The sequence below is a fragment of the Spirillospora sp. NPDC049024 genome (assembly GCF_040649235.1).
In the GTDB taxonomy this organism is placed as follows: domain Bacteria; phylum Actinomycetota; class Actinomycetes; order Streptosporangiales; family Streptosporangiaceae; genus Spirillospora.
This window is the reverse complement of record NZ_JBEZFD010000026.1, coordinates 66,809-84,391: the sequence shown is the minus strand read 5'-3', so window position 1 is coordinate 84,391 and position 17,583 is coordinate 66,809. Positions and strand designations below refer to the sequence as shown.

Sequence of the window (17,583 nt, the reverse complement as noted above, 5' to 3'; positions counted from 1 at the left end):
GTCATCCCAGTGTCCCTGCATGTCCGGCACGTCAAGCATGCAAGCATATCTACCGGTAATGCAGGGAAAGTAGCGTGTCGGCGTGGAGAACAGCCGAATCGTTATCGATGGGACATCCCTCACATGTGCGCAGGTGGCGCGCGCCGCCCGGGAGGATGTGGCGGTCGCCGTGGCCCCGGCCGGGGTCGAGCGGGCGCGCGCCGCGTGGCGACTCGTCCGTGAGATCACCGAAGCGCGGCCGGTGTACGGGCGGACGACGGGGGTCGGCGCCAACCGCGTCGTGGACGTCGAGTGGGAGGACGCCGACGCCCACGGGCTGCGGCTGCTGCGCAGCCACGCCGCCGGAGCGGGTCCGCTGGTCGCGCCGGAGATCGTCCGGGCGATGCTGGCGGTCCGGCTGAACCAGATCGCGGCGGGCGGCTCGGGCGTGGACCCGGGCGCGCTCCAGGCGCTGGCGGACGTGCTCAACCTCGGCCTGCTCCCCCCGGTGCCGGTGTACGGGGCGATCGGCACGGGCGACCTGACCGCGCTGGCCTCGACCGCGCTGTGCCTCCTCGGCGAGCGGCCGTGGCTGCCCGGCCCGGACGGCGGCCAGGAGCGCGGCCCCGGCTACCGGCTCCGCTCCGCCGACGCGCTGGCGTTCATCAGCTCCAACGCGGCCACGCTCGGCGAGTCGGCGCTCGCGGTCGCCGACCTGCGGGTGGCGCTGCGCGCGTCGACCGTCGTGGCGGCGCTGTCGCATCTGGCCGTCCGCGCCTCCGAGGAGCCCTACGCGGAGGCGGTGCAGGACGCGTGCCCCCATCCGGGCCAGCAGCAGGCCGCGGCGGCGATGCGCGTACTGCTCGCCTTCGACCGGCCGGCGCCGATGCGCATCCAGGACCCCTACGGCTACCGGGCGTTCCCGCAGGTGCACGGCCCCGCGCTGGAGGCGGCCGGCTACGCCGAGGAGGTCGTCACGCGGGAGATCAACGCCGCCGCCGAGAACCCGCTGGTGGACGTCCCCGGCCGGGCGGTCTGGCACAACGGCAACTTCCACACCGCCTACGTCGGGCTCGCCCTGGACGCGGCCCGCGCCGCCCTCTTCCAGACGATGGCGCTGGCCGCCGCGCGCCTCGGCACGCTCGCCGAGCCCTCGTTCACCGGCCTCTACCCGTTCCAGGGCGCCACGGAGGCCTCGTCCGGGATCATGATTCTGGAGTACGTGGCGCACTCGTGCCTCGCGGACGTGCGGCGCCTCGCGACCCCCGCGGCGCTCGGCAGCGCGGTGCTGTCACGCGGCGTCGAGGAGCACGCGGGCTTCTCGACGCAGTCGGCGCGCGCCACGACCGACGCGGTCGCCGCCTACCGGCTCGGCCTCGGCTGCGAACTGGTGGCCGCCGTCCGCGCGCTGCGGATGCAGGGGCGGGCGCCGTCCGGCGGCCCGCTGCGCTCGGCGTACGACATGGCGGACGCCGTCCTCGACCCGCGGGTCGAGGACCGCCCGCTCGACACCGACATCGCCGCCGCCGCGGACCTCCTACCGCACCTGTCCCCCCTCCACCCCTGACCTCAGAGAACGGTGCTCTCAGCCCGCCGGTGAACGCGGCTGCCGGCGGCCCGGTCCGTATGAGACCTCGGCACACCGGCGGCCCGGCACACCGGTGGCTCAGCCGTCCGCCGGCGGTTCGCCGGTGGAGGCGCGGACGCGCAGGGACGGCTCGCGGACGACGCGGCGCTTGCGGGGCTTGCCGTCGATGACGTCCACGACGAGGCGGACGGCGGAGTGGACGATGCCGTCGATGTCCCACTCGACGCTGGTGAGCGGCGGGGTGAGCAGCGCCGACATCGGGTGGTTGTCGTAGCCGCAGACCGCGACGTCACCGGGAACGTCCAGGCCCAGCTCGCGGGTGGCGGCGTAGACGCCGTAGGCGATGGAGTCGGCGAAGCAGAAGACGGCCGAGGGGCGGTCGGGGCCGCCGAGCACCCGCAGCGCGACCTCGGTGGACTCGGGGAGGGACTGCGGCACGACCACCACGTCGACGCTCAGGCCGAGCCGCTCGGCCTCGGCGTTGACGTACACGTCGGCGGGGCGGTCGGGGGTGCTGGCGAGGGTGGGGGTGAACACGGTGAGGCGCTGGTGCCCGAGCGCCCGCAGGTGCTCCAGCGCGAGCGTGACGCCCCGCCGGTTGTCGAACACGACCTCGCCCTGCGCCTGCCCGCCGTGCAGGACGTCGCCGATGGACACGACGGGGACCGAGGCCGCGAGCTCCGACCACAGCGCGGCGGACGGGTCGAGCGGCTGGACGATCAGGCCGTCCACCCGCTGGTCGCGCAGCCGCCGCGCGAGGGCCAGCTCGCGCTCGGGGTCGCCCCCGGCGTCCACGATCAGGGCGTAGCGGCCGCGGGCGAGCAGCGCCCGGCCGATGCCCACGGCGAGGGACTGCTGCCAGTAGTCCTCCAGCGAGCCGCACAGCAGGCCGACCTGGTCGGTGCGGCCGCTGGCCAGCGCCCGCGCGATCGGGTGCGCCTCGTAGCCCAGCTCCCGCGCCGCGGCGCGGACCCGCTCCTGCGTCTCCTCCGAGGTCTGGATGCCGCGCAGCGCGTACGACACGGCCGCGGGCGACAGCCCCGTCGCCTGCGCCACTTCGCGGATGGTCGCGCGCTTGCGCTTCTCCGACATCCCTCCAACCCTAGAGGCCGCCACCGACAGCGCGCCGCATCCGGGCTTGACGGCGTCATCACTGAAGCGGTTCACTGAAACGGTTAACTGATGCGGTTCAGAAGCTCTGGCCTGGCGATTCCCGGCGGGTTACGGGCTTAGCGGACCGTGCCCGGCGACGGTTTCAGAGAGGAGCGAACCCCGTGTCTTCCGAGGTCCTGCCCCGTCCCAGCGGCCTGGAGCGCCTGCCCGGCCGTCCCCTCGACAAGCGGGAGCTGCGGGAGCTGGTCGACGACCTGGCCGAGCGGCCCGGTCTGTGGCGGCAGCACGTCGCGTTCCCGGAGGGGCGCCGCCACTACGTCTCCCTCCACCGGGACGAGCACGTCGACGTCTGGCTGCTGTGCTGGACGCCCGAGAACGACACCGGCTGGCACGACCACGACGTCTCCTCGGGGGCCGTCCGCGTCGTCGCCGGAGCCATCGAGGAGAACAACCCGCGCATCGGCGGCGAACCCCTGCGGACCGTCGTGCGGGAGGGCGCGTCCTTCTGCTTCGGTCCCGAGCACATCCACCGGCTCACGGGAGTGGAGGACGCCAGCGTCTCGATCCACGCCTACTCGCCGCCGCTGTGGCGGCTCGGCCAGTACTCCATCGACGAGACGGGGCTGATGCGTCGTCTGCCGGTCAGCTACACCGAGGAACTTCAGGAACCGGGGCCCGGGTCACCGGACGAGCCGGCCTGAGGCGCTCTCTGCCTGAGGTGCTCTGGCGGGCCCGACCGGGGGCGACGGGCCCGCCAGAGGCGGCGCGTCCGGCGTAGCCCGCTCCCAACAACCGAACGCTCATACTCACTCAGCGCGCGTCGTTCCGGATGTGTCACACCTTCGGCGAAAAAATCGGTCAGTCAGCGCGCGGTCGGTCAGCGCGCAGACGGTGACGACGACGGCGAAGCAGGAGACGGCGCCCCTGAGCAGCCCCGCCTCGTAGTAGGTGTCGGTGACCAGGCGGACGGCGGCGTACCCGGCCGCGGCTCCTGCGAGAAGCGCCACCGCCGCCTGGACGGCCCAGAGAGCGATGCGGGTCGCCTCTGCGCCGGCGAGCGTGCTCCGCAGTGCGTACACGGCGGCCGCGGCGCAGACCAGCAGGCCGGCCGACCCGGCCAGGAGCGGGGTGCCGAAGTTCACCCCGTAGCGGACGGCGAGCGCCGGGACGAAGAAGAGAAGCAGTCCCCAGCGCAACCCGTTGAAGACCGACGCCAGGGCGTCCCCCGTCTCGCCCGGTCGTCTCAGACGGGACGACGCCCAGCGCGCACCCGCCAGGACGCACACGGCGACGACCATCCCGGGCAGGCGTCCACCCAGATGACCGAGGTTGTACAGAAGAGCGGTGTCATAGACGGCCAACACGACTTGCCCCAACGCCCAGGCAGACGCGGCGAAGAGAAGCATCTGTGCGAATGACTGCTCGTCTGGGGCGGCTTCCTCTTGCCCTGCCAGCCAGCGGAGCAGCAGCGGCGTCACCACAGCCGAGCAGGCCCGAATCACGATGTCGTCCATCGTGTAGGGGTTGCGCAGATCCCACTCGACCAGGCAGAAGACGAACGTGTAGGACAGCGACGCGGCCCACACCAGCCACGATCGCGCCAGGCGCCGGTAGAGGCCGCGGTCCAGCCATCGCAGCACCGTCATGTACGCCAGCAGCGCGAAGGGCAGTTCCAGGAACGCCTGGACACGCAGGAGGGACGGCGCCAGCAGTTCCGGCATCGGGAAGTGTTCCGCGAGACCGCGCATGGCCGCGCCGTCCTCAAGCGCGAAATACCCCTCGGGGAGGTACTTCGCGATGAAGGATGCGTCCCCGCCGTGGACGCGCAGCATGTACACGGTGAAGAGCACTTGGTTCAGGTAGACGAGCCCGATGACGAGGCAGAGGAACGCCTCTGGACGAGCCCAGCGTCGCGTGGAACCGGGCAGAGGGTCAGGTGCGTGCCGCATCCACCGGGGCGCGGTCGCGAGGCTCACCGCCGCCGAGGTCAGTACCGCCGCGTCCACGCCAATCGCCACGAGCGACAAACGTAGAGGTTTCCTCGGAAGGCCGCATGGGTGCCAACGACGCCGTGAGCCGGGCCCGCATCCACTTCGCGCCCGGACGTTCCACAAGCCGGTGCACCGCGTAGGCGGCGAGCAGCGAGGTCCCGACCACCACCGCCAGCGCCGTCCATCGGTTGAGGCCCGGATACACCGCGTCCAGCAGAGGGAGCGCGAGCTGGGAGTGGACAAGGTAGAGCGGGTACGTGAGCGCCCCGAGGACGGTCAGGCCGCGCCAGCGCAGCCGGCTCAGCCGCCCGGTCGCGACGAGGATCATCACCGCGAAGATGCCCGTGATGACGGCGCTGACCACGGTCTCGTCCGCGCCCCTGAAGACGTGCTCCGCGCGCCAGGAGCCCCAGCGCAGCGCCACCAGGTAGGACGCGGCCACGTACCCCCAGAGCAGCAGCGTCGGCCCGAACCGGTGGATCATGTACAGCGCCATGCCCGCGATGAAGTAGCAGCTCCAGGTCGGGACCAGCATCACCTGGAGCAGCTTGTTGTCGGCCTCGTCGGCGAAGACCCCGCCGAGCAGCCAGGCCGCCATGAAGACCAGGCAGGACCGGTAGGTGATCCCGATCCCCGCGAGGACTGCGGCGAGCACGTAGAAGTGCAGCTCGACCCAGAGCGTCCAGTAGACGGCGTCCACGTTCCGCAGTCCGAGCCCGCCCTGCAGCATCGTCAGGTTCGGGACGACCAGGCCGGGGACGCCGTGCCCCATCCGGAAGACCGCGTAGACGGCGGCGCCCAGCAGCACGCTCACCCAGTACGCGGGCATCAGCCGGACGAGCCGGGAGATGCCGAACTCCCCGGGGCCGCGTCCCCACGCGCTCATCAGGATCACGAACCCGCTGATGACGAAGAACAGGTCGACGCCGAGGTACCCGAACCGGGTGACCGGGGCGATCTCGGGGAAGACCTCCTGCGACGGCGAGGGCCACGCCCCCGCGCCCCCGAATCCCGTGAAGTGGTAGAGCACCACCGCCAGCGCGGCCGTGAAGCGCAGCAGGTCGAGTTCGCGCAGCCGTTCCCGTCGAGTCACCGCGGAACCCTCCCGTCGCCAGGTTGCCCGGTCCGATCCGCGGGGTGAACGGCGGATGGAAGGAAGGACACGATCGGCTGCGGGGCGGTGACGGCATGGTGACGCCATGGTCGCGGAGTGCCCGCGGCAGAGGCGCGAGGTCAGTAAGATGCGGAGGCGTCCCCCTGATTCATTGGTGGTACTCCATGACATCTCGCCGCGCCCGACGCGGCGCGGCGACTCGGATGCTGTGCCTCGGCCTGGCGGCAGTCCTGTCGCTCGCCGGCTGCTCGATGGTCGCGGGCTGCTCCCTGCTCGCGGGTTCGGTGCACAAGCCGGCCGCGGCGGACGGCCCGGACGACCGGGCGCGCAAGACCCCGCCCGTGGTGATGTTCCTCGGCGACAGCTACACGGTCGGCGACCGCGGCGTCGAGCCCGAGTCGACGTACGCCTCCGCGACCGCGCGGCTGCTCGGCTGGCAGGTCGTCGTCGGCGGGCGGTCCGGCACCGGGTACGTCGCGACGGGCCGCGGCCCGCGCGCCTTCCTCGGCCTGTTCGAGAGCCAGCTCGGCTGGCGCCCGGCGCCCGACATGCTGGTGGTGTCCGGCGGCCACAACGACTGGCGGACCCCCGCGCCGCAGGTCGCGGCGGCGGCGCACGTCCTGCTCCAGCGCGCCCGGCAGCGCTGGCCCGGCACCCGCCTGGTGATCCTGGGCCCGCTCTGGGGGACGGGGACGCCGCTGCCCGGCGCGGTCGCCGTCCGGGACGCGCTGAAGAACCTCGCCGGGCAGCTCGGCATCCCGTTCGTCGACCCGATCGGCGAGCAGTGGATCACCGGCGACCTGCTGACCGGCCAGGGCAACGCGCCCCGCCTCATCAAGAGGGACCGCACCCATCCGACGCCGGCGGGCCACCTCTACGTGGCGACCCGCCTGGCGGCGGACCTGAAGCGGCTGGGCCTCGATCACCCCGTCCGCAAGGGCTGAGCCCGGCCCGTCCGGGCCGGGGCCCGGACGGGAGGGCGTCAGCTGGACGCGGGGCGCGCGAGGGTGAGGGAGAAGTCGCCCGCCTCGTCCGTCCAGAACTCGGCGAGCTCCATCCCGGCGGCGCCCAGCTCCGCCTCCAGCCGCTCGCGCCGGAACTTGGCGGAGATCTCGGTGCGCATCTCCTCCCCGTCCTCGAACGACACCTCCAGGTCGAGGCCGCCGACGCGGACGTCCTGGGCGCGCAGCGACCGCAGCCGCATCTCGATCCACTCCCCGGCCCGGTTCCAGACCGCGACGTGCTCGAAAGCCTCCGGGGCGAAGTCGGCGTCCAGTTCCCGGTTGATGACCGACAGGACGTTGCGGTTGAACTCGGCGGTGACGCCCGCCGCGTCGTCGTAGGCGCGCACGAGCCGCCCCTCGTCCTTGACGAGGTCGGCGCCGAGCAGCAGGAAGTCGCCGTCGTCCATGGTGGCGCGCAGGCCGCCGAGGAACCCGATGCGCTCGGCGGGCGGCATGTTGCCGATCGTCCCGCCGAGGAAGGCGACGAGGCGCCGCCCGCCTCCGGGCAGCAGGTGCAGGTGCTGCTCGTAGTCGGCGACGACCGCCCGGACGGCGAGGCCGGGATGGTCGGCGGCGATTCCGGCCGCTGCCTGCTCCAGGAAGTCACCGCTCACGTCCACCGGCACGTAGGTGCGCAGCGTGCCGGCCAGGGCGTTCAGCAGCAGCCGGGTCTTCTCCCCCGAGCCGGCGCCGAGCTCCAGCAGCGTCCCGGCGCCGGTGGCGGCGGCGACGTCGGACGCCCGGGCGGCGAGGATCTCCCGCTCCCGCCGGGTCGGGTAGTACTCCTCCAGCTTCGTGATCTCCTCGAAGAGCGCGCTGCCGCGCTCGTCGTAGAACCACTTGGGCGGAAGGGTCTTGGGCGTGCCGGAGAGCCCGGCCCGGACGTCCTGGCGGAGCGTCTTGGCGAGATCGTCGGCGGTCAGGAACCGGTCCACGTGGTTCTCCTTCAGAGTCGGGTGATGCGGACGCCGGTGTCGAGATCGGCGGTGACGAGCGAGTGGTCGGGAACGCGGCGCCACGCGGCGTCGCCGTCGAGCGGCTCGGAGGCGATCCGGACCGCGTCCCCGCCCTCGCGGACGAACAGCGAGTCGCCCCAGGTCGTGGCGGCCAGCGACGTCCCGTCCGAGGCGAGCAGGTTGTAGCGGCCGGAGGCCAGCGCGGTGATCGCGGTGACGACCGCGGCGAGGCCCTCGCCGAGCGGCGCGCCCTCCCGCCAGTTCCGGACGGCGAGGGCGAACAGCGGCGCGGAGTCGACCGGGGCGCGGGCGTCGGGGACCTCGGCGATGTCCCCGGCCAGCTCCCGGAGCTTGGACTCGACGCCGCCGTAGCCCTCGATCTTCCCGTTGTGGCTGAACAGCCACGGCCCGGCGCGGAACGGCTGGGCGCACGACTCGTCCACGGGGAACCCGACGGTCGCCGACCGCAGCGCCGCGACCGCGCACGACGCGCGGACGGCCCCGGCGACCTCGCGGAACGACTGGTCGGTCCAGATGGGCTGGGCGCGGCGGAACCGGACGGCCCCGCCGTCCTGGTACCAGCCGACGCCGTACCCGTCGGCGTTGAGGACGGCGCCGTTCGTCATGCGCGGCGCGTACGACTGGACCTCAAGGGAGTGCTCCCCCTCGTAGATGAGGGAGTGCAGCGTGCGCTCGGGGCCCAGGTAGCCGAGATGGCGGCACATTCAGCGCGCCTCCCCTGCCGACGGGGCCGCCGAGCGGGCGCACCGGAACCCGGAGAAGATCTGCCGCCGGATGGGGTAGTCCCAGTTGCGGAACGATCCGCGTATGGCGAGCGGGTGCGTCGCCCAGGACCCGCCCCTCAGCACCTTGTAGTCGGGTCCGAAGAAGACCTCCGAGTACTCCTTGTAGGGGAACGAGCGGAAGCCGGGGTAGCCGTGGAAGTCCGACGACGTCCACTCCCACACGTCTCCTAGGAGGCGCCTCACCCCGTACGCCGACGCACCGGCCGCGTAGGAGCCGGTCTCGGACGGGCGGAGCGCGCGCTGCCCGAGGTTGGCGCGTCCCTCCTCGTAGACGTCGCCCCACGGATAGCGGCGGGACCGTCCTGCGGCGGGGTCCCAGCGCGCGGCCTTCTCCCACTCGGCCTCGGTCGGCAGCCGCTTCCCCGCCCACCGCGCGTAGGCGTCGGCCTCGTACCAGCACACGTGCTGGACGGGTTCGCCGGGCGGGACGGGTTCGGTCCTTCCGAACCGGCGCCGCATCCACTGCCCGCCCTCCCGCTCCCAGAAGGCGGGGGCGCGCTTGCCGCTGCTGTTGCGCCACTCCCATCCCGCCGGGTCCCACCAGCGCGGGTCGTCGTATCCGCCGGCCTCGATGAAGGCGATGTAGGCCGCGTTGGTGACCGGCTCCACGTCGATGTAGTACGCGGGCAGGTCGACGAGGTGGGCGGGGCGTTCGTTGTCGTAAGCCCACGGTTCGTCCGACGTGCCCATCTGGAACGGGCCCGCCTCGATGAGCACCTCGTCTGCGCTCGGCGCCCCTCCGGCGGCGGGGACCTGGAGTGGCTCCGCCTTGGGGTCGAGCAGGGCCGGTGCTCCGCGGCGCAGTTGGTGAGTGGCCAGCATGGTCTCGTCGTGCATGTGCTCGTGCTGGACGACCATCCCGTACACGAACCCGCCCGACGTCAGCGGGTCCGGGGTGTCGAAGCGCACCGACGACAGCGAGTCCAGCACCTTGGAGCGGACCGTGCCGATGTAGGACCGCGCCTCCTCCGGCCTCAGGAGCGGCAGCGTCGGCCGCTCCGCCCGCGGATGCTCGAACGCGTCGTACAGGTCGTCGATCTCGGGGCGCATCGCCTCCTGCCCGGCGGCCGCGCGCAGCAGCCACAGCTCCTCGTAGTTGCCGACGTGCGCGAGGTCCCACACGAGCGGCGACATCAGCGGCGACACCTGCGCGGTGAGCTCGTCCTCGGCGAGGATTTCGGTGGTGAGCCCGAAGCTGCGGTCGCGCACCGCGCCGAGCTCGGCTGCGATCAGTTCTTTCAGGGCGGCCTCGTCGGCGGACGGGCCAGGGACGCTCATGTCGGATCCTCCATCGGACGTGTCTGGGAGCCGGCGGCGGGACGCTCGACGGCGGGACCGGCGGCGGACCGGTCGCCGACAGGCCGGTCGTCGGTGAGGCGGCGGTTGGCGGTGGGACTGTCATGGTCGGGCCGGTCGGCGGCGGGACCGTCGTCGGCGGGACCGTCGTCGGCGGGGCAGCGGCCTTGCAGGACGTACCGGTCGGCGTACTCCTCGACCAGCGGCACGAGCCCGGACGCGCCGAGCCGCGGGAGCGCGTCCAGCGCCGCCGCGAAGCACGCCCGCGCGGCCCTGGCCAGGGCCGGGTCCGCCAGGCCGTGGCAGGCCGCCGACGCCCACCGGTCCGCCACCGGCTCGGCCGCGGCCTCGGCGGCGCGCGAGGCGGCCGGGTCGTCCAGCAGGGCGGTGGCGACGGCGACGGGCACCGGCCAGTACGGGCCGGGCAGCGCGTCGATCATGCGCAGTTCCAGCCAGCCGCGCGGCCGCACCGGCGGGAACAGCGTGGACAGGTGGTAGGCGAGGTCCTCTTCGCCCGGCTCCCCCTTGTCCAGCCACTCCCGGAAGGACATCCCGGGCGCCGACACCCATCTGCCGTCCGGGGTGTGGACGAGCATGACCTGGGCGTCGAGCGCGTAGCGCGTCCACGCCTCGGCGGGGTCGCCGTCCGCCCCGTCCCGCAGCACGGGCAGCGTGCGGCACGGGTCGAGCTCGGTCCAGATGGCCTGGCGGGACGAGCGCATCCCGGTAGGGCGGCCCGCCCGCAGCGGCGAGTTGGCGAACGCCGCGACCAGCACCGGTCCGAGCGCGTGCACGAGCCGCCAGCGGCGGGACGCGTCCGGGTCGTCGGCGCCGATGTCCAGGTTCACCTGGACGGACGCGGTCGAGCACATCATCGCCATGCCCGCGTCGCGGAAGCCGCCCGCACGGAAGTAGTCCCGCATGCACGCGTAGCGCGGATGGTCGGCCTGGAAGCGGGGCCTGCGGACCGGGTCGACGCCGTGCCCGACGAGCGCGAGCCCGTCCGGCGCGATCGCATCCTGCACGTGCGCGATGTCGCGGCCGAGCGCGGCGGTCAGGTCGTCCAGCGCCTGGAACGGGGCGGAGCTGAGTTCGAGCTGCCCGCCCGGCTCGTAGGTCACCTTGCTCCCGCCGGTCGGCGGTCCGGCCCCGTCCACGAGCGCGCGCACCCGCTCGGCGGGCACGTGCGCGGCCGGGTCGGCGGCGTCGACGACGATCCACTCGGTCTCCGCGCCGACCGTCCCGGGCGGGCCCGTCTTGAAGCAGACGCCGCGAATGTGCTGGTAGACGTCGTCCACTGTGAGCCGGGTCACCTTTGACTCCTCACGTAGTTCGATAACGAGTTCGAATCCTTCCCTGCTGAACCGGATCAGGAATCAGCGCTTTTTCAGGAACTTTCTTAAATCTCCGTGAACGTCACTGTCCGCAGCCCTCACTGCTACCTTCTGTGCTATTCGACGTAACGTCCGATCTCCGGCTTCTCATGGGTTGACCGGAAGCGCTAGAGTCCCCCTGGCCAGCGATATGCACGTTTTGTCGGAAGTGAAACCGGACGGAGACGGGGGCTCACATGGGCGGAGACCTGGGCTCGCTCTATGACGCGCACGCCGACCGCCTGTACGCCTACTGCTGGTCGCTCGTGGGCGACCAGCTCGCGGCGGCGGCCGTGGGCGACACGTTCAGCGCGGCCGTGCACCAGCCGCCGCGCGGCGACAGCGTCCTCTGGCTCTACTCGCTCTCCCGCACGGCGTGCGCCGAGCGCGGGGCCTTCACCGGCGAGGTGGGCGCCGCCGGCGGCCGCGGTCCGCTGTTCGCCGACCCCGACCCGCTGCTGCGCGCCGCCGCGGGCCTGCGCTCCGACCACCGCGAGGTGCTGCTGCTGTGGGCGGGCGAGTGGCTCGAACCGCACGACATCGCCCGTGTCCTCGGCATCGCGCCGGACACCGTGATGCAGCTGCTCAACGCGGCGCGGACGCGGCTGGAGCGCGCCGTCCTCGACATCCTCATGCGCGGGACCGCAGAGCCGCGGCTGGACCTCATCTCCGCGTTCGAGAAGGGGCGGCTGCCGCGGCTGCTCGCCCGGCGGGCGCCCGCGCACGCGCCCGGCTGGCTGCGCGAGCAGGTCCTGGCCGCCTGCGAGGAGGAGGCCACCCGGCCGCTGCCCAGCGTCATCGCGCCGAGCCCGCTCGTCGTCATCGGCTCGGAGCGGGCGGACCGCCCGAAGCACGGGTCGCCCGGCGCGACCCCCAAGGGCCGCGTCTCCCGGGGCCTCGGCGCGGTCGCGGGCGTCGCGGCTTCGGCCGCCGCCGTCATCGGGCTGCTGGTGTCCTGGCCCACGGCCAAGGGCGGCAGCGCCGCCTCGCTCGTCCCGACGTCCAGCAGCGGGCAGACCCACCCGGCGTCCACGACGAGCGGCGGCGTCCCGCAGGACCCGACGCCCGGCCTGTCCGGCACCCGGCGTGCGGACGGCGGCTCGGGGAACCCGGTGACGAGCGCGTACGGCTCGCCGCCGCAGCAGGCGGGCGGCACCCAGGGCGGCGCGCCGGGCGGCGGCGCGGCGCCGGCTCCGCCCGCGACCTCTCCGTCGAAGGAGCCCGCGCGCGAGAGGCCGCCGGCGTCCGGCACCCCCTCGAAGCCGGAGAAGCCGTCCACGCCTCCGGACGACGCGACGCCGACCACTCCCCCGGACTCGCCGTCCGACCCGACGACCCCGCCGGACGACGGCTCCACCGACCCGACGACGCCGCCGACCGGCACCCCGTCGGACCCGCCGTCGGACCCGGGCACCCCGAGCCCGAACCCCACCTCCAACCCGGCTCCGCAGCCGAGCGGAGACTGACGGGCGTCAGGCCTGCGCGGCGTCGGCGACCGGGGAAGCGGGCGCCGGGGCCGCGGCGGGCTTGCGGCGGCGTTCCAGGACGAGGAGCAGCCGACCGGCGAGTGCGCCGGTGAGCATGGCCACGACGTGGCCGACGGCGGCGACCTCCAGTGTGAGCAGGCCGTCCAGCAGCACGGGCGCGAGCGCGCACCAGCCGGCCAGCGCGAGCAGCCGGCGGACGCGCCCGTGCCCGTACAGGAAGGCCGCGACGAGCGCCGCGCAGAGCACGTAGGACGGTCCGACGTCGGGGATCGTGCGGACGGAGTCCGAGAGCAGGCCCGCCTCCAGCCGCACCAGCGCGATGCCCTGGCTGACGAGCGTGCCGAGCACGTGCGAGGCGGCGATGAGGGCGACGGCCCGCAGGTTCCCGAACCGCCGGGTGATGGGGAACAGCCCGATCGCCACCGCGACGAGCAGCACGCCCTGCGCCCCCTCGGCGACGAACGCCGAGGCGACCAGCGTCCCGACCGGGTTGACCTCGAGGTTGGCCAGGTTGGTGCTCGCCCAGGCGATCACCGCCTGCCGCGCGCCCGGCGGCAGGACCAGGGCCTGCACCGTCCACACGGCCGCGAACAGCCCGAGGAACGTCACAGGCATCGGATAGGACCTGAGGATCCGGCCGAGCCTCGCGAAACCCATCACACCGGCAGCCTAATCCGGGACCTACGCCGCCACGGCGCCTTCGACCGGAGAGGTGCCGCGCCGCACCAGGAGCGCGGCGAGGACCGCGGCGAGCGCGACGGCGCCCGCCACGGTCAGGGACGTCTGGAAGCCGTCCATGAACGCGAGGTGGCTCCCGGTCGTGATGGCGTCGGCCGCCTCCTTCGTCGTGCCGGGCGGCACGGGCGCCACGCCCTGCGACACGAGCCCGCCCTGCCCTTCGAGCTGGCGCGCCGCCGCGCCGGGAAGGCCCGCGTCGGTGAGCCGCCCGAACAGCACGTCCCCGACCCTGGTCGAGAGCAGCACGCCCAGCACCGACGTGCCGAGGACGCCGCCGACCTGCGCGGCGGTCTGCTGGAGCCCGCCCGCCACGCCCGCGAGGTGGGCGGGCGCGTTGCCGACGATGGCCTCGGTCCCGGCCACGATGACCATCCCGAACGCCAGGCCGACCAGCACGAACCACGGCCACAGCTGCACGTACGGGGCGTCCACCCCGATGCGCGACAGGCCGAACATCGCGGTCGCGGTGAACGCCATCCCGAGGACGAGCGGCACCCGCGGCCCGAACCGGCTGGTCAGCGCGCCCGCCACCGGGGAGGCCACGATGAACACGCCGGTCATCGGCAGCATCCGCACGCCCGCGTCCACCGGGCTCATCCCGTGCACCTGCTGCAGGTACAGGGTGATGAAGAAGATCGTCCCGAACATCCCGAAGAAGCCGAGGACGATGAGGCCGGTGGCCGCCGACAGCGACACCGACCGGAACAGCCCGAGCGGCAGCAGCGGGCGCTCGACCCGCAGCTCGTTCCAGACGAACGCGGCGAACAGCACGACGGACGCGGCGAACGACACGAGCGGCACCGCGTCGCCGAACCCGTTCTCACCGGCCTTGATGAGCCCCCAGACCAGGGCGAACAGCGCACCGCTGAGCAGCGCGACGCCCGGCAGGTCGAACGAGCCGGCGGCCTCCTCGTCCCGCGACTCGCGGATCACCCACATGCCGACGAGCAGCGCGACCAGCCCGAGCGGGGCGTTCAGGAAGAACACCGACTCCCAGTTGACGTTCTCCACCAGCAGGCCCGCGACGATCGGGCCGCCCGCGATGGAGATGCCGACCGTGGACCCCCAGATGCCGATCGCGGCGTTGAGCCGTTCGGCCGGGAACGTGTTGCGCAGGATGGCGAGGCTCGCGGGCTGCAGGAGCGCTCCCGCGAAGCCCTGCACGACCCGCCAGAAGATCACCATGCCGAGCCCGCCCGAGAGCCCGATCAGCAGCGACGACACGGCGAACCCGACGACGCCCGCCAGGAACGTGCGCTTGCGGCCGAACCGGTCGGCGATCTTCCCGGCGGGGATCAGCGTGACGGCGAGCGCCAGCAGGTAGGCGTTGGTGACCCACTGCAGGCCGGACAGGCTCGCGCCGAGGTCCTTGGCGATCGCGGGGTTGGCGATGGACACGACGGTCGCGTCCAGCCCGACCATCATCACGCCCAGCGCGACCGCGACGAGGGTGAGCCAGGGATGGCCGTGGCCCGCTCTCGCGGGTCGGCCGCGCGCCTGGTCGCGCGGGGTCATGGGGACGGCGCCCGGTTCGAGGATCTCGGCGCCTTGGGATTGAGTCATCATCGACCTCCGGCTTGGCAGGGTTCTCAAATTGTCATGGCATGACACTTGTCGTCAACTGCCCTTGGTCTCGACGCGACATGTTTCACATCACGACAGCCAACGGTCGACGGGGGATCGCCGGGCGATTACAATGCGCGCATGACCGCGACCGCCCCCGAGACCGGCACACCCGGCCCCGGTTCCCAGCCCCCGGGCAGGCGCGAACGCAAGAAGCAGCGCACCCGAGAGGCGCTCGTCGACGCGGCGTTCGCCCTGTTCGCCGAGAAGGGGTTCGACGCCACCACCGTCGAGGAGATCGCCGACGCCGTCGACGTCTCTTCCCGCACGTTCTTCCGCTACTTCGCCTCGAAGGAGGACGTCGCCCTCACCTTCCAGGAGGAGCAGACCCGCGCCGTCCTGGCCGCGCTCGGCGAGCGCCCGCCGGACGAGCCGATCATGACCGCGCTGCGGCACACCGTGGTGGAGATCGCGCGCGCCTGCGAGGCCGGCGAGCTCGGGTTCGAGCCGGGCCGCTTCGAGTGCATGCTGACGATGATGAGCGACAGCCCGACGCTCATGGCCGGCAGCCTGGAGCACGCGCAGCGCAAACAGGCGCTGCTCACCGAGGTCATCGCCGAGCGGATGGGCCTCGATCCCGCCACGGACCTGCGCCCGCACGTCGTCGCCGCCGCCACCACCTGCGCCTTCCAGGCCTCCGCCGACGCCGTCAGCCGCCTCGGCGGGACGTTCACCACGCTGTCGGAGACCGTCGACCAGGCCTTCGCCATCCTCGAAGGCGGCCTGAACGACCCGGTCCCGCCCGCCGACCGAACCGCCCCGTCCGACGACTGACCCGCTCGCCCCGGCGACGGAACCGCTCCGGACGGCGTCTGCCCGTCCGGGCCGGGCGGCGCTGCCCCGTGCCCGGCGGCGTCTGGTCCTCCCGCCCGGCGGCCGACCTCCGCGGATGGCGTCTGGTCCCTCCTGCGCCGTGGGATCCCCTTGCCGACCTGCGAGGACGCGGTCGCGCCGGGTGTGCGGGGCGGTGCCGGGGGTACTTCCGTGCGAACCGGGGGACGGCCCGTCCCCGCACGGAGGAGGAGGGCGACATGGAGGGCGACAGGGCTCCGAAGGACCCGCTCCGCCCCGGGCGCGGCGGCCGCGACCTGGAGGTCAACCCCATCTTCAGCCGGGAGCCGATGACGATCCCGCGGTACCGGCTGCCCGCGCGGGAGATGGAGCCGTCCACCGCCTACCAGGTGGTCCACGACGAGCTGATGCTGGACGGCAACGCCCGCCTGAACCTGGCGACGTTCGTGTCCACGTGGGCCGAGCCGCAGGCGCGGGTGCTGATGGCCGAGTGCGCCGAGAAGAACATGATCGACAAGGACGAGTACCCGCGCACCGCGGAGCTGGAGATGCGGTGCGTGCGGATGCTCGCCCAGCTCTGGCGCGCGGAGCACCCGCACAAGGCGGTGGGCTGCTCCACCACCGGGTCGAGCGAGGCCGCGATGCTCGGCGGGCTCGCGCTCAAGCGCCGCTGGCAGCGGCGGCGGCGGGCCGCGGGCGAGCCGGCCGACCAGCCGAACCTCGTCATGGGCGTCAACGTGCAGATCTGCTGGGAGAAGTTCGCGAACTACTTCGAGGTCGAGCCCCGTTACGTGCCGATGGAGGGCGACCGCTACCACCTCGGCGCGGCCGAGGCCGTGGAGCTGTGCGACGAGAACACGATCGGCGTCGTCGCCGTCCTCGGGTCGACGTTCGACGGGAGCTACGAGCCCGTCGCCGGCATCGCGTCGGCGCTCGACGACCTCCACGCGCGCGGCGGGCCGGACGTCCCGATCCACGTGGACGGCGCGTCCGGCGCGATGATCGCGCCGTTCCTCGACCCGGACCTGCTCTGGGACTTCCGGCTGCCCCGGGTCGCCTCCATCAACACCTCCGGCCACAAGTACGGGCTGGTCATGCCCGGCGTGGGCTGGGCGCTGTGGCGGGACGAGGAGGCCCTGCCGGACGACCTCGTCTTCCACGTCAACTACCTCGGCGGCGACATGCCGACGTTCGCGCTGAACTTCTCGCGTCCCGGCGCGCAGGTCGTCGCCCAGTACTACAACTTCCTGCGGCTCGGCTTCGACGGGTACCGCCGCGTCCAGCAGACGTGCCGGGACGTCGCCACCCGGCTGGCCACCGAGATCGACGGAACCTACCCGTACTACGCGCTCACCGGCGGCGGCGACCTGCCGGTCTTCGCGTTCCGGGTCAGGGACGACTTCGACGGCTTCACCGTCTACGACGTCTCCGCCGCGCTGCGGGAGTCCGGCTGGCTCGTGCCCGCCTACAGCTTCCCCGAGAACCGCACCGACCTCGACGTCCTGCGCGTCGTGGTGCGCAACGGGTTCGGGCACGACCTCGCCGACCTGTTCCTGGAGGACCTCCGCCGCACCACGCTCCGGCTCCGCTCCCAGAGGCAGCCGCACCGCGACCCGCAGCAGGCCAGCGGCTTCGCGCACGGCGCCGAGCCCAAGAAGGTCCGGGCCAGGAAGGTCTGACGGACGGCCGGGTCAGGCCGCGGGCCGCCGTCAGACCCAGCTGA

15 protein-coding genes are annotated in these 17,583 nt (G+C 73.2%); 6 read left to right on the top strand and 9 right to left on the bottom strand.

The genetic code is table 11. The features are described from left to right. The first annotated feature begins 82 nt into the window (after nucleotides 1-82). Nucleotides 83-1,546 (top strand): aromatic amino acid ammonia-lyase, encoded by a 1,464-nt coding sequence (locus tag AB0C21_RS36105; RefSeq protein ID WP_500210410.1) that lies wholly within the window; start codon nucleotides 83-85, stop codon nucleotides 1,544-1,546. A gap of 99 nt (nucleotides 1,547-1,645) precedes the next feature. Here the strand turns inward: AB0C21_RS36105 and AB0C21_RS36100 are convergent, their stop codons facing one another. Continuing rightward, entirely contained in the window at nucleotides 1,646-2,659 is a 1,014-nt protein-coding gene (locus tag AB0C21_RS36100; protein WP_500210408.1) for a LacI family DNA-binding transcriptional regulator, read from the bottom strand. 182 nt (nucleotides 2,660-2,841) lie between these two features. Between AB0C21_RS36100 and AB0C21_RS36095 the strand changes: the two genes are divergently transcribed. Next, nucleotides 2,842-3,381, top strand: coding sequence for a cysteine dioxygenase (locus AB0C21_RS36095; RefSeq protein WP_500210406.1), 540 nt, complete (start codon nucleotides 2,842-2,844; stop codon nucleotides 3,379-3,381). A 105-nt stretch (nucleotides 3,382-3,486) separates the two neighbouring features. On the opposite strand, the gene AB0C21_RS36090 is transcribed toward AB0C21_RS36095, so the two are convergent. Continuing rightward, nucleotides 3,487-4,707, bottom strand: a complete 1,221-nt coding sequence (locus AB0C21_RS36090; RefSeq protein ID WP_500210405.1) for a hypothetical protein — start codon at nucleotides 4,705-4,707, stop codon at nucleotides 3,487-3,489. Next, complete coding sequence (locus AB0C21_RS36085; protein ID WP_500210403.1) at nucleotides 4,613-5,764, bottom strand: acyltransferase family protein; 1,152 nt, start codon at nucleotides 5,762-5,764, stop codon at nucleotides 4,613-4,615. Before AB0C21_RS36085 ends, AB0C21_RS36090 begins: the two co-directional genes overlap by 95 nt. A gap of 185 nt (nucleotides 5,765-5,949) precedes the next feature. On the opposite strand from AB0C21_RS36085, the gene AB0C21_RS36080 reads away from it, so the two are divergent. Further along, entirely contained in the window at nucleotides 5,950-6,729 is a 780-nt protein-coding gene (locus AB0C21_RS36080; RefSeq protein ID WP_235037369.1) for an SGNH/GDSL hydrolase family protein, read from the top strand. A 38-nt stretch (nucleotides 6,730-6,767) separates the two neighbouring features. On the opposite strand, the gene egtD is transcribed toward AB0C21_RS36080, so the two are convergent. The 4 genes from egtD to egtA are packed head-to-tail and all read right to left on the bottom strand — an operon-like array spanning nucleotide 6,768 to nucleotide 11,160. Continuing rightward, on the bottom strand, nucleotides 6,768-7,724 hold the full coding sequence (gene egtD / locus AB0C21_RS36075) for an L-histidine N(alpha)-methyltransferase (RefSeq protein ID WP_500210401.1): 957 nt from the start codon (nucleotides 7,722-7,724) through the stop codon (nucleotides 6,768-6,770). Nucleotides 7,725-7,735: 11 nt separating this feature from the next. Beyond that, a complete protein-coding gene (gene egtC, locus AB0C21_RS36070; protein ID WP_500210399.1) occupies nucleotides 7,736-8,470 on the bottom strand; it encodes an ergothioneine biosynthesis protein EgtC in 735 nt (244 codons plus the stop codon). Beyond that, complete coding sequence (gene egtB / locus AB0C21_RS36065; RefSeq protein ID WP_500210398.1) at nucleotides 8,471-9,829, bottom strand: ergothioneine biosynthesis protein EgtB; 1,359 nt, start codon at nucleotides 9,827-9,829, stop codon at nucleotides 8,471-8,473. Beyond that, on the bottom strand, nucleotides 9,826-11,160 hold the full coding sequence (gene egtA, locus AB0C21_RS36060) for an ergothioneine biosynthesis glutamate--cysteine ligase EgtA (protein ID WP_500210396.1): 1,335 nt from the start codon (nucleotides 11,158-11,160) through the stop codon (nucleotides 9,826-9,828). Before egtA ends, egtB begins: the two co-directional genes overlap by 4 nt. Nucleotides 11,161-11,417: 257 nt before the next feature. On the opposite strand from egtA, the gene AB0C21_RS36055 reads away from it, so the two are divergent. Continuing rightward, a complete protein-coding gene (locus tag AB0C21_RS36055) occupies nucleotides 11,418-12,686 on the top strand; it encodes an RNA polymerase sigma factor (protein WP_500210395.1) in 1,269 nt (422 codons plus the stop codon). Nucleotides 12,687-12,692: 6 nt separating this feature from the next. Here AB0C21_RS36055 and AB0C21_RS36050 read toward each other — a convergent pair whose 3' ends face one another. Further along, nucleotides 12,693-13,364 carry a rhomboid-like protein gene (locus AB0C21_RS36050; RefSeq protein WP_500210394.1) on the bottom strand — a complete coding sequence of 224 codons (672 nt, stop codon included), beginning with the start codon at nucleotides 13,362-13,364 and terminating at the stop codon, nucleotides 12,693-12,695. A gap of 24 nt (nucleotides 13,365-13,388) precedes the next feature. Beyond that, on the bottom strand, nucleotides 13,389-15,008 hold the full coding sequence (locus AB0C21_RS36045; RefSeq protein ID WP_500210392.1) for an MFS transporter: 1,620 nt from the start codon (nucleotides 15,006-15,008) through the stop codon (nucleotides 13,389-13,391). A gap of 141 nt (nucleotides 15,009-15,149) precedes the next feature. Between AB0C21_RS36045 and AB0C21_RS36040 the strand changes: the two genes are divergently transcribed. Then, nucleotides 15,150-15,842 (top strand): TetR family transcriptional regulator, encoded by a 693-nt coding sequence (locus AB0C21_RS36040; RefSeq protein ID WP_500210390.1) that lies wholly within the window; start codon nucleotides 15,150-15,152, stop codon nucleotides 15,840-15,842. A gap of 257 nt (nucleotides 15,843-16,099) precedes the next feature. Continuing rightward, nucleotides 16,100-17,539, top strand: a complete 1,440-nt coding sequence (gad, locus tag AB0C21_RS36035; protein WP_500210388.1) for a glutamate decarboxylase — start codon at nucleotides 16,100-16,102, stop codon at nucleotides 17,537-17,539. Nucleotides 17,540-17,583 lie beyond the last annotated feature (44 nt).